Here is a 12,677-nt window from a genome sequence, read left to right as displayed (position 1 = left end):
ATTATAGTTCAGATTTCACCCGAACAGAAACATTGTTTTTAATTATTTTTTTGACTTCTTTAAAGCTAACAAAATTGTTACTTTCCTCATCCCAAAGACGGAAACGGAGTGATCGTAAGCTTGTAGCAAGAGTAATCGTTGGTACATTTTTTAATGGAAGCGTATTATTGTGTGCCTCTTCTAGTTTATAGTTAGGTACTCTTGGACTTAAATGGTGAACATGATGGAATCCAATATTACCAGTTAGGAATTGCAAGATTTTTGGAAGTTTATAAAATGAACTTCCTTCTACAGCTGCTTTCACATATTCCCAATCTTTATCCTCTTCAAAGTAAGAATCCTCGAATGTGTGCTGTACGTAAAACAGCCAAATCCCTACTGAACCTGCTATTAAGAATATCGTACCATGTACTAGCAGGAACGATTGCCATCCAATTGCCCAGCAAAGTATTGCTACTACAGCAACGATTATAATATTCGTCAAATAAGTATTCATACGTTCTTTCTGTCTAGCACCTTTTCGGTTAAATCTATTTTTAAGCAAGAAAACATAAATCGGGCCTAATCCAAACATTACGAATGGATTGCGATATAAACGATATGCTAAACGAAGTCTAAATGGCGCAGCTACATATTCATCCACCGTAAGCGTCCAAATATCTCCTGTACCCCGCTTATCCAAATTACCACTTGTAGCGTGATGAATAGCATGTTCATGTCCCCATTGATCAAATGGGAATAACGTTAACACCCCCATACATGTCCCTACTATTCTATTGGCAGGTCGACTTTTAAAGAATGAATAATGGGTACAATCATGAAAAATTATGAAAATTCGTGTCATAAAACCAGCAGCTAACAGAGATGGAACTAATGCTAACAGATAAGAAACAGACAAACTTTTATAAGCAAGGTACCATAAAATAACAAATGGCACGACTGTGTTAATAAGTTGCCACACACTTTTTTTAATCGTTGATTTTTCATATGGAGCAACTTGTTTTTTTAAATTTTTAGTATTTTCTAATGTCATTGTTCTTATTCCTTTCCTTTTTGTTGCTAATTCACATTATAGCATACTATTAGTATCAGGTGTTAAAAGTAACTGTAATAAATATTATATATTATAAAATTTTCTTTTTTCTTACTCATTACTTACAAATTACTTACGGCCAAAAAGGCTTCTATAATTGGACTGATGGATCATTTCATTTATAAAAGAGACATCTATTTTTTCCCAATAAATATATAAAAAAGCAGAGAACTTTTTCACAAAAAAAAGAGCTGCCACAAGTCAGTTTTCACCAACTTATGACAGCTCCTTTTCATTTTATTTTAGCGATGGATCCAAACTGCACCCGCAGACTTGTCATCAGCTTGACCTACTACTTCAAACTTCAATCCTAGTTTCGGCAACTTACGTCCGGCATCTGGAATAACGCTATTAATGTATTGCTTAGAATCATCAAATTTCGTAACTCCTGGTAATCCTTTATAATCAAAGATACCGCGAGTTGGTGAATCTACTCTCCATGCTGGCGTTTGATCAAATGAGAATGCCGCATCGGCAATTTGATAACGCGTACTGCTCTTCACAGTTGGTTGTCCGTTTAATGTTCCTACAATTGCCTCTGGATGAGAATCAACTACCCCAAGGAATCCTTCGCCTGGATGAACGCCTACCCAGTTATCTGTAAAGCTTTGATCCGCATACCAAACAACCATTCCTGTATTAAATACTGGACCACGTGCATGTTGTAACGCCGTGTCAGATCCAGCATAATTTCGCCACTCAATATAGTAGTTATTTTTTTTCTGTTCAAATCCGTTTGACACAGTAAATCCTTTTAGCGTCATTGCTGGCTGGCCTTCTGCATCATCAGAGAATACAACTTTTCCATCTACAGTTAATGCTGCATTGTCTAACGCAAATCCTTTATAAGCTACCGCAATATCTGTTACATACTCAAATTGTAATTTTACTTTCTTTCCTTTGAATGGACTTAAATCGTATGATTTATCAACCCACTTACCATCCGTTGTATCTATACCGGCTTTTACATCTTTTTCGCCCATTCTATCAATTCGCGTCTTCGTTCCATCTTCTGCAATCGCATTTACGTCAAGGAAATCATACTTCGCTTCCAGTTCATAAAATGCCTTATAATCAAACTTAGCGTCTTTTGCATTTGTTAAGTCAAATACTGGTGTCTCAAGTGTTGTATGAATATCATTTCCTTTTGTGCTGTAATAAAACTTCTTACCAAATGCCGATTCGATATTTTTTATATCTTTGTCTGGTAAGTTAACTCGAATGATTCCTGGTCGTTTTGATTTTGTAACACTTTGATCTAAATATGTTGCTGTACCGATTCCTGTGCGCAGTTTATCGTAATCTACCTCAACGATATTCGCCCAGTTACCCTGCATATTCTTTTGGAAAAATTCTTTATTCTGTGGTGAGAAACTTGTTGGCTCTGTTCCTGCAATTTTTCCAGCCCAACTACCGCCGCTCATAATAGACCATGATTCAACAGGTTCACCTTGTCCAGAGTACTTTGTATCATATTCATCTGGTAATCCTAAATCATGACCGTACTCATGCGCGAACACACCAACTGCTCCATCTTCAGGCTCAATTGTATAATCGTATGCAGCCATCTTGCCGCCCCAGTTCGAAACAGAAGATTTCGTACCATCAATCGCATATGGTTTTGAGCCTAGTTTTGAACGATGAGACCAAATCGCATCATCTTTTAATTTACCACCGCCAGCTTCTTGACCCACGCCTGCATGTACAACCATTAAGTGGTCAATAATTCCATCTGGTTCATTTTTATTTCCATCACCATCTTGATCGTATTGATCAAATTGGTCATAGTCTGCTAAATTGATACCTTTTGCTACAGCTGCTTTTAATGCCTCTTTCACAAAATCACGTGGCCCTAAAGGACCTTTGTTATCATGACCAGTTCCCGCATCCGCACCATAATCTGATGCTTTTCCTGGAACAGTAAGCCATTCTGTTACAGTTCCATCTACTGTGTAGCTTCCGCCGGATTGTTCTTCATAATATTGTTTAAATGTATTAATCTTCGATCCATCAAATAACGTAAATGGCTCATCACCAAATAACATTTTTTGATAATGTTCACGATTAAAGTCCTTAGAATACATATAACCCGGTTCTTGATCAATATTATTATGCTTAAAATCGCTAAATTCTACGAGTAAAACAAGCACTTTATCTTTTCGAACAGCTCCATTGTACTCAGCTTGCTTCGCTGGTGTAGTAGGTACTTTTCCATTTAATTTTCTAGAATTCAATCCTGCATCTTGTCCAGCAACTGGTCCTACTTCTGGTTGCTGCGCCTGTTCATTCTCCTTCATTTTTGCATCTTTTACTTTTTTCATAAAATCTGTAGCTTCTTGCGTAAGGTTATCTCCTGTCAAGATTTCTTTTCCAGGATTTTCGCCTTTCTTTTTCTCAACATATTTTTCGACAGCCTTTGATGTCTCGGCTTGTGATGCAGATTGATCAATTACTCCCCGTTGTTTCAGCGCTTCTGCCAAACGTTCCTCTGGTATTAAGTGCTCATCTATTGGTAGAGATGATGTTGGTGTCTCAGCATACGCTGCATGACCTCCAAAAGCAAACGTACCACTTAGTACTGCCGCTGTTGCTAAAACTGATAATGGTTTTAACTTCTTATTCTTTTTCAATGCTTTTCCTCCCCAGTGTCTGCAAATTATCGTTTTTTTTGCCGATAGGAACATAATATTCGTTATAATACGAATATTCAATCTTTTTGAAAGGCTAAAATGTTGAGAAATATTTTTTAGGGTGAAAAATATAAGATAAATAAATTTACAAGAAGTCCTTTTTAGAAGTTGTGATTCTCTTTACTCTTGTTTTCAAATGAAATTTCAGCTACACAAAAAATGCCAATTCCTAAGTACTAGCTAAGGAATTGACATTTTTTTAACGAGAATGCTTTATGAATAAACGGATTGCTTCTTTTGGTATATAGAACTTGCCATTGCTTTCTACAACTACACTACCTAATTCATATTCTTTATTCTTAATACGAATTATATTTTTATTTACAAATAATTGAGCTTTTACATTATTACGTTTTACTATGAGCACCGTGTTTTCTGCATCCGTTTTGTCTATTGTTACAGTTGCACCGTTTTGTTTAAAGCCTGATTCACTCTCTACAAATAATTTGTTTGTTACTTCTTCTAAGTTAAAGCCCATTGCTTTCGCCATCGTCTTCGCAATGTCTGTGTTTTGGATCAAACCATATGGCTTTTGAGGACCGTAAGAATATAAAAACACATCCTCACCTGTATGCCCTCCTGTTGTGAAGCCTATGTTCGCACGATTGGCCAATAATGTAGTAAGTATTGGACCCATATCCGATTTCATTTGTACAACTTTTAATTTTTCTTTTTCAACTTCAGTTAAGTTATTTAAGCCGTAAAGTGCAGCAACTTCTACTATATTTGATAAATCATTATTTATTTTTTTGGTTACCCCTTCAAGTGTCATTTTCGCTTTTTTTAATGGCTCTATGTAAGCATTTACTGGTGTTATATTATATCCCTTTGTCGTATTCATATTTCCAATAGAAATCCCACTATTACCATGGTCAGTTAAAGCGATGAGCAGTGTATTCTCATCATTTTTTGCAAATTGTAATGCTTTTGCTACCGCTTGATCAAATGCTAATACATCACTAATCATCCCAATTGGATCATTCACATGAGCTGCCCAATCTGGCTTACTTCCTTCCACAAATAAAAAGAATCCATCTTTATCTTTTGATAACGTTTGAATTGCTTTTTCTGTCATTTGAGAAAGTGTCGGTTGCTCCGGATTTGTTGCTTCACGATCCATATCGAATGCTAAGGCATGATGTGAGAAAGAGCCCCAAATTTTATTAGATTTTAAGTTCAATAATGCATTTTTCGTTTCAACAAAGTCGTATCCTTTGTCTTGAATCACCTTTACTAAATCTTCACCATCTTTTCTTTTTATAGGTAGCAGTGCTGCTTTTCCCCCGCCTAATACGACATCTATATTTTGATATACTTGTTGCTCTGCAATTACGTCAAAATGCTTGCGGTTTACATGGTGAGCAGAGAATCCGGCCGGAGTAGCATGCTGAATTTCAGCTGTAGCAACAATTCCAGTTGCGCGACCAGTGTGTTTAGCACCTTCTAGAACATTGGCAACTGGCCGTAACTTGTCCTCTTTTTTTATTGGTTTTAAGCCAGGTGAACTTACAATAGAAGGTAATACACCTACATATCCTGAATTCGATTTATTCCCAGTCGCTAAAGCTGTTGCTGCTGGGGCTGAGTCTGTTATAGCTGATTCCGCCGAATATGTACGAACTCCTCCTGTTACCATTTCATCTAATGCAAGTGGTTTCCCTTTATACAAACGAGCTAATGTCGTTGCTGAAGAACTCGTTCCGTCCATAACCATTATGATTACATTTTTCGGTTGCCGTTCTACTTTTTTCACTTTCGCTTCCACCGAATAATAATTCATCATGCTTTCAGTACATAACATACTTAGTGTGATTGTTCCTACTAACAGTAACTTCTTCATCAGTAAACCCAAATTCGACATTGTTGTTCCTCCGTATGTTTTACATTCATTTATATATGTTTTATTAGTCCCCAATTTTCATGAAGCTAACAATCATTACCTTCACTTTCTTTTATTAGTAAGGCAACGAACGCTACCTATCATAGCTTTTTATGTTCAAATAACTTGGGACCACACCTATTTTATAAAACCGTCTTATCATTCTCTTCCCTAAAATTTATTTATCAATAAAAATCCGATTAAAATAAATAAGAATTTATTGTTAAACGATAAATTTCGTGTTAAATTAAAAAGATAATTTAAAAATGAGGTGCTTTATATGAAACAAGGATCAACACTCTTTTTAAAGACAGCAATCATCCTTATCGGTATTCCTGTTCTTGCTTTGTGTATATTTTTAATTCCTAATATCGGGAATTATGCAGCGAAATTGTACCCGGATATCGCATATATAAAATATCTTGTTTTAATCAATCTATATGCAACAGTGATACCTTTTTATTTTGCTCTATATCAAGCCTTTAAACTTGTAAGCTACATTGACAAGGGTAACGCCTTCTCGAAATTATCTGTTAGAGCTTTAAAAAAGATAAAACAATGTGCTGTTTCAATTAGTGTATTATATATATTAGGTATGCCACTCTTCTATCTCGTAGCGGAGAGAGATGATGCACCAGGTATTATTATAATCGGCATGATCCTAATCTTTGCTTCAATGGTAATCGCAGTCTTTGCTGCCGTTCTCCAAAGACTTTTAAAAGATGCGATAGATATAAAATCAGAAAATGATTTAACGGTCTGAGGTGAATAACATGGCAATAATAATTAATATTGATGTAATGTTAGCGAAACGAAAAATGAGTGTAACTGAACTTTCAGAGAAGGTTGGTATTACAATGGCTAACCTTTCTATATTAAAAAATGGAAAAGCAAAAGCAATTAGAATTACAACTTTAGATGCTATTTGTAAAGCTTTAGAATGCCAGCCAGGGGATATTTTAGAATATCAACCGGAAGACAACGAATAAAAAGAGTCCTTCTCGTATGAAGGACTCTTTTTATTCGGCATTATGGCGCAAAACTAACTCGACCAGTCAAAACTAAAATAATCGCGATGATCCAAAATATAAAGAATGATAAGGACAGTATGAATGAAAGAATAGCAATTCCCTTCTTCTCGTTTTTTTTCGTCATCGTAATGACAGAAAGTATGATACCTGCAACTGTGAGGGCAACTGTAATATAATCTCCCACTACATTACCCACATTTGCTATCCTTGTCGGTGTAATAAAAACGAACAGAAAACATAAAATGCCGATGAGTAAAGATATGTAGCTTATTATACTGTACTTCTTTTTAGGAACTATTTCAGTTTTCATACTAACACACCCCTTCTCTATAGCTATGTGTTTATATTAGCATGAATAACCATAATTTGGTTAAAACGAAAATACAGATAAAGTGGACACAACCACCTTATCTGCCATTACACTTCTACCTAATTACTAACCCAGCTATTTCTTCTTTATCGTTATAAGTTACGATAAAAGTACGTTGTTCTTTACTATACTTTGCTACAAGAATAACAGTATATAAACCATCTTTTTCTTCAATCGATTTTTTCTCAATTTTTTCGAATGTGCCAGCTTTTTCAATTATAGGAGTAAGTTCTTTCATTTGCTCTTCTGATAAGGCTGATTTCATTTTACTATCAAATTTTTCATGTACGTCTTTATACTTCACCTCATTTAATAATGATACAATTTCTTCTGCCTTCGGAATAAACTTTTTTGACGTACTTTCATCTACTTTATTACCGGTACATGCTGCAAGTGCGAACGCCGCGATAGCACTTATCATAATAAGTAACATTCTTCTCATTTTAATACACCCTTTCTTTTTAAGATAAAACTATAACTAAAAACGAGTAAAGCACAAATTGCTATTGAAACTTCTGACATAATGATCCCGCTTTTCCCTGGTACATATAGCAATATAATGCCCGCTAATGCATTTGCAGTCCCATGGATGAGAATTGCATATACAACATAACGTAATTTCTTTTGGACGACAGCTTGTAATACAATGAAGGAAAGTCCAATATGCAATATCATCGCGAAGATGCGCTCAATACCGCCGAAATAGTAACTGTCACCATTTTGAATGACTGTTTGTGACAATAATAGAGATATTACCGGGATACCAACTATCAACACTGCCTCAATACCACCATGCCCTGCTCCAAATAAAAAGCCAGACTGCCAATCTCGTTGCTTCATAAAATAACGCATTGCAATAAAACGAGCTATCTCTTCAAAAATTCCAGCTGATAAACTAAGCAAAAGTACAAATAATACAGGCTGCATGACTGAAAACATTTGAAAATCTGTGCTAGTTCCATTTACATAATTCAGTATTGGTATGCGAATCAATATTTGTGATACAACAAAAGCCAATACACCTAACATATATGGAATAGAGCGTTTCTTCCAAACAGCATATAAAAGTGCTACAAGCGGTAAACCAAAGCTAATCATTGTTGTAAAAATAAGACCATTCATCTCGCTTCACCTCTTACTTGAAGTGTATAAAAATAAGTGAAGGAAGTATGTAGTTCTTTCCTATTCGGTTTCATTTTCATCATAGATGGTCATTTCATCTCTTTTAATATGAATGTTTGCGTAAAATAAGGGCTTACATAAGTTGTTTCTAACGTCGCGTTATTTGTTTTATTCATAATCCGTTTTAACGAGAATAGCCCATATCCTCGAGCTCCTGCTTTACTTGAATGGTTTTTCTCATAAATTTTTTGCAAATCAATCGCTTCACTCTTTGAACTATTACGCACAATAAAATATTGTCGTGAATCCATTTCAAAGAATGCGATTTGCAATATCTTTTCCTCACTATGTACTGCTTCTTCAATTGCATTGTCTACTAAAACTGAAATGATGCGAATAAATGAAATAATCGTCATCGAAACACTTTCAATGTTCTCTGGTATATCGAGCATTACTTTTATTTGTTGCTGCTGGGCAGTGCCAACTTTCGCCCTTAATACACTTCTCACTTCAGGAATATGTATGCGAGATAATTTCGCAATATCAAGTTCATGATCATTTATTGTTTTTAATGTAGGAGCTACAACGTCATAATACACTTGCTCAATTTCTTTCACATTTTTTGTACGTATGCCCTCTTCTAACGATAGTAATACATTCATATAATCATGACGGAAACTAGCAAGCTCATCATGCATATCCTCTAATTTCTCCACATAATCTAATAACTCTTTATCTAAGCGTTTTTCATGCTCTTCTTGCAACTTTTCTTTCGATAGGTGTGAGCTTATTAGCACAATGATTAGTAATAATAAAAATATAATAATCGCTGAAATATAACTTACTTCACTGTATTGTTGATTTAATTGTGCTAATAACGCAGAAGATGGCTGAGTTAAGATTAATTCAATAATAAACCCGGCAATTAATAATATATAAGTTACATAGTATAGCGGACTACCTACTATATATTGAGCAATTTTTTGGATTCTTTTACGGGCTACAAAAATACCGATAAAAGTAAGTGTCGATATGATAAGATGAATCATGCTACCTGTCCATAAATATAAATTGAATGGCGTTAACATAAAGATTTTCATTCCTAAATCGAAAAGCAACATTTTCACTAACGTTATAATCACCATACTCACTAGTGCAAAATATACATTATGCTTAAATTTCAATTCATTTTGCATTAATCCTAAGCTTATTAAAAATAAAACAATCGTACTATTCAACTCTGGATATCTCGTTACCGTTACAACAATCGCAAGTAAAATAATGAATACCGCACTTAAAGCTATTAACATTTTAACTGACAATCTATTGTACCGGATTAATTGAATGTATAAAAACGTATGGCTTATACTAGTAAGCAGTATTGCAAATAAATCATAAATATACATTACATCTCACCCTTTAATATGTTACGTATTTTACTCACTAAACGACGAGCTACTGGAATACGTTTCCCGCTTTTTAAAACTATCATTTTTTGCTTCGCATCATAAGAAGACATTTGCTTCGTATTCACGATATATGATTGATGACAGCGAAATAAACGTTCATCTACAAATTCAATTTGTTTTAAAGTCCCGTAAAAATAAACAATTCGATCTAACGTCACTAGCGCTAAACGGTGTGGTTCATCGGTCATAACATATTCAACTTCATGAAACGGAACCCGCACAGTCGCATTATTATTTTCCACGATAAAGTCATCGGACGGAATAAGATGCTTATTACGTGCTTCATATTGGAGTAAACATTGTTTAAAAACGTTACGCCTCTCCTCGTATGACAACCCTTTATCAATAAAAGTTAAAGCTGATACCATGTATTGATATGAAATAGGTGCAAATTCAGAATGCGTCGTTACAAACACAATAATCCCTTGCGTATCATACTTTCGTATTTCTTGCGCCACTTGTAATCCTTTACGCTCTTCTCTTTTAATCTCTATATCTAAAAAGTAGATTGGAACATACCTGGCCTTAGGAATGTTAGTAATGATGTTTTCACTTTTACTAGTTACCTCTATAAAATCAAAAGGCAACATATATTTCTCGCAAATCTCTTCAACTAGCCGCTTCATTTGCTGTGCTTGTATGACATCATCTTCTAAAATGAAAATACTCATGTGATCACTCGCTTTATAGAAATCTTTTTATTTATAGATTTATCTATAAATATATAATTCAAATCGTTATACCAATCCCCTTCTAAATATTTGAAAGTATTAATTTTCTTTCGTTTTTATAAAGCATAGAAAACAACCTCTACTTTCAATCAAAAAGTAGAGGTTTTATTTAAATTATTTATAAAATAACCTCTCTATCAATCACTTCCTTAAAAAATTCCGAGTAATGTGATAAAGAATAATCCGCTACATCACAATTCCCTTGAAACATACATGTCGAAATACCTAATTCTTTTGCAGGTATTAGATCTAACTCCCTATCTCCAATAGCTAGATCAATATTGTGCTTTTTATGTAAATGATCATAAGATAAAGCGTTCGGTTTTCGGGGGTAACCATCATCAATTGTTACCATGTCTACGAAGTATTTGTCCCAGCCGTAATGATTTAATATTGATAATACTCCTGCTCTATCTTTGTGAGTCATAATTACATTTTTATCAGCAAACTTTAAAACCTCTTCCACTTTTTCGAATGGCTTAATATCTTCTATCATAATGCGACTTTCTAATACATCAATTTCACTTAATTGTTTTGTTGATATTTCATAATAATCAATTGCGTGTGAAAATGAAACCTTTAACTTTGTATAGATCTCTTCTTCACTTATTTCCTTCCCTAAAACTTGAGAAAGAATTTTTGTATAAACTGGATACGTATCAAATAACGTCCCATCAAAATCCCATAAAATATTCATTCTGTTCACCTTCTATTTTTCAATGATTCTATGACTAAATCCGCTCGGTCCTTCGGCAATTCAGTTTCTAAGTAATAATCCTCTGCTTTCCAATACCGATTCTCAAACTTTGAAAGGTTTTTCTGCGTTTCCTCACTCTCGCGCAGAAATCTTGTCTCTCTTGGACAATCCAAGTACACCATATAATGAAAGAAATCTCTCCATTCTTTTCGCTGTAAAAAAACACCTTCAATTACGATTACACCTACTATAGGGATCTGTACTTTTTTCATTTCACTTGAGTCTATCCCATCATAATAGAACGGTAATGTCAGTTTTGTTTCAGTTTGTAACTTTTGAAAAAACTTCTTCTGCAAGTATGCAATATCCCATTGTAAATAATAATACTCATACCATTCTTCATAGCCAGTATGATACCGTTTATTACGTTCTACTATATGATCATCAATATGAAAAATATGGAACGGAATACCTTCTTGTTTCATGTTTTCTTTTAAATTTTCAACGAATGTCGTTTTACCAGATCGACTTAAACCATCTATACCTAGAATGAACCTATTTTTTTTATGTTTCTTCATTATATTTATTAGCTCATTTGTATCCATTACTTCTTCCACTCTTCTTTTAATAAAGAATATAAAATCGTATCATGAGCAACTTCATTTTGAATCATATGTTTTCGAAGTAATCCTTCTTCTTGAAACCCTGCCTTACTTAATAATTTTTGAGAAGCTTTATTCTCTACATATACAACAGCTGCAATTCTTATCAGTTGCAGCGTTTCAAACCCGTAAGTTAAAATCGCCTGTAACGCTTCCGTTGCATACCCTTGTCCCCAATATGTATCGTCTAATTCATAACCAATTTCAGCTCGCTTATGATGATTGTTTATTAAATGAAATCCGCACGTTCCGATTAATTGGCCTGTGCCCTTTTTCTCAATTCCCCAGCGAAATACAGTTCCCTCTTCATAACGATTTTTAAATGTTTGAATTGTTGTTTTCGCTTGCTCAATATTTTCGAAAGAATCCATCCCGAAATAACGTATAACAGGTTCTTTTGAAAAATAACGGAACATCGTTTCTGCATCTAACAGTGTTAGTTCTCTTAATTGTAAACGTTCTGTTTCTAGTTTCGGAAACCCCATCTCTTTTTCTCCTTCTATTCTAATGAACTGCAAATTTCAATATAATTTCCATCTGGATCGGCAATGTATGCAATTGTTTGTCCCCACGGTTTCACAATTGGTTCAACTAAAATCTTAATTCCTTGCTCTCTAAATTGCTCAATCGATTCTTGTACATGATCAACAACGAATCCCAATTCAAAATGAGAAGATTGTAACTCGCCTTCTGTAAGTGGTAGTCCTGTTAATTCTTTCACATCTTGCCTCGTATTCATCGCTAAAATTGTAGAACCAGTATTAAACTCAATATATGTACCATGCTCTGCTTTTATAGGTAACTGTAAAATATCTTTATAAAACCTTACACATTCTTCAAACTTTTCTACATATAAAATAATGTACTTCATTTTTAAATTCATTTTACATCCCCCTTTATATCCATCCCTAAAATTTCGACAAAAGTCTCATA

Annotated in this window: 14 protein-coding genes; 2 read left to right on the top strand and 12 right to left on the bottom strand. The window is 34.3% G+C overall.

All coding sequences use genetic code 11. The annotated features are described in order from the left end of the window. Position 1 precedes the first annotated feature (1 nt). The 3 genes from AABL52_RS12435 to AABL52_RS12425 all read right to left on the bottom strand — a co-directional run bounded on the left by AABL52_RS12435 (position 2) and on the right by AABL52_RS12425 (position 5,644). The gene (locus tag AABL52_RS12435; RefSeq protein ID WP_340420337.1) at positions 2-1,033 is read right to left on the bottom strand and encodes a fatty acid desaturase; all 1,032 of its coding nucleotides are present in this window, start codon (positions 1,031-1,033) and stop codon (positions 2-4) included. Positions 1,034-1,335: 302 nt separating this feature from the next. Continuing rightward, positions 1,336-3,723, bottom strand: coding sequence for an immune inhibitor A domain-containing protein (locus AABL52_RS12430; protein ID WP_341519544.1), 2,388 nt, complete (start codon positions 3,721-3,723; stop codon positions 1,336-1,338). 259 nt (positions 3,724-3,982) lie between these two features. Further along, on the bottom strand, positions 3,983-5,644 hold the full coding sequence (locus AABL52_RS12425) for an alkaline phosphatase (RefSeq protein WP_341519543.1): 1,662 nt from the start codon (positions 5,642-5,644) through the stop codon (positions 3,983-3,985). Positions 5,645-5,942: 298 nt separating this feature from the next. Here AABL52_RS12425 and AABL52_RS12420 point away from each other — a divergent pair, with 298 nt between their 5' ends. Continuing rightward, positions 5,943-6,425 (top strand): DUF2975 domain-containing protein, encoded by a 483-nt coding sequence (locus AABL52_RS12420; RefSeq protein ID WP_341519542.1) that lies wholly within the window; start codon positions 5,943-5,945, stop codon positions 6,423-6,425. A 10-nt stretch (positions 6,426-6,435) separates the two neighbouring features. After that, on the top strand, positions 6,436-6,651 hold the full coding sequence (locus AABL52_RS12415; RefSeq protein WP_097843590.1) for a helix-turn-helix domain-containing protein: 216 nt from the start codon (positions 6,436-6,438) through the stop codon (positions 6,649-6,651). Between the two features lie 40 nt (positions 6,652-6,691). On the opposite strand, the gene AABL52_RS12410 is transcribed toward AABL52_RS12415, so the two are convergent. The 9 genes from AABL52_RS12410 to AABL52_RS12370 form a co-directional block, all read right to left on the bottom strand. Further along, positions 6,692-7,003, bottom strand: a complete 312-nt coding sequence (locus tag AABL52_RS12410) for a hypothetical protein (RefSeq protein ID WP_341519541.1) — start codon at positions 7,001-7,003, stop codon at positions 6,692-6,694. A 115-nt stretch (positions 7,004-7,118) separates the two neighbouring features. After that, the gene (locus AABL52_RS12405) at positions 7,119-7,505 is read right to left on the bottom strand and encodes a DUF3887 domain-containing protein (protein WP_340420341.1); all 387 of its coding nucleotides are present in this window, start codon (positions 7,503-7,505) and stop codon (positions 7,119-7,121) included. Next, positions 7,502-8,185, bottom strand: coding sequence for a YhfC family glutamic-type intramembrane protease (locus AABL52_RS12400; protein WP_341519540.1), 684 nt, complete (start codon positions 8,183-8,185; stop codon positions 7,502-7,504). Before AABL52_RS12400 ends, AABL52_RS12405 begins: the two co-directional genes overlap by 4 nt. Positions 8,186-8,274: 89 nt before the next feature. Further along, entirely contained in the window at positions 8,275-9,591 is a 1,317-nt protein-coding gene (locus AABL52_RS12395; protein ID WP_341519539.1) for a GHKL domain-containing protein, read from the bottom strand. Continuing rightward, positions 9,591-10,325 carry a LytR/AlgR family response regulator transcription factor gene (locus AABL52_RS12390; protein WP_341519538.1) on the bottom strand — a complete coding sequence of 245 codons (735 nt, stop codon included), beginning with the start codon at positions 10,323-10,325 and terminating at the stop codon, positions 9,591-9,593. Before AABL52_RS12390 ends, AABL52_RS12395 begins: the two co-directional genes overlap by 1 nt. Positions 10,326-10,503: 178 nt before the next feature. Then, on the bottom strand, positions 10,504-11,082 hold the full coding sequence (locus AABL52_RS12385; protein WP_340420345.1) for an HAD-IA family hydrolase: 579 nt from the start codon (positions 11,080-11,082) through the stop codon (positions 10,504-10,506). 5 nt (positions 11,083-11,087) lie between these two features. Then, complete coding sequence (locus AABL52_RS12380) at positions 11,088-11,687, bottom strand: kinase (protein ID WP_341519537.1); 600 nt, start codon at positions 11,685-11,687, stop codon at positions 11,088-11,090. Further along, positions 11,687-12,229 (bottom strand): GNAT family N-acetyltransferase, encoded by a 543-nt coding sequence (locus AABL52_RS12375; RefSeq protein WP_341519536.1) that lies wholly within the window; start codon positions 12,227-12,229, stop codon positions 11,687-11,689. The genes AABL52_RS12380 and AABL52_RS12375 overlap by 1 nt, the downstream gene beginning before the upstream one ends. A 14-nt stretch (positions 12,230-12,243) precedes the next feature. Next, positions 12,244-12,627 carry a VOC family protein gene (locus tag AABL52_RS12370; RefSeq protein WP_340420348.1) on the bottom strand — a complete coding sequence of 128 codons (384 nt, stop codon included), beginning with the start codon at positions 12,625-12,627 and terminating at the stop codon, positions 12,244-12,246. Positions 12,628-12,677 lie beyond the last annotated feature (50 nt).

The organism is Bacillus paramobilis, assembly GCF_038096195.1.
GTDB lineage: Bacteria > Bacillota > Bacilli > Bacillales > Bacillaceae_G > Bacillus_A > Bacillus_A mobilis.
The sequence above is the reverse complement of the archived record's forward strand: the minus strand, read 5'-3'. Positions and strand labels throughout refer to the sequence as shown.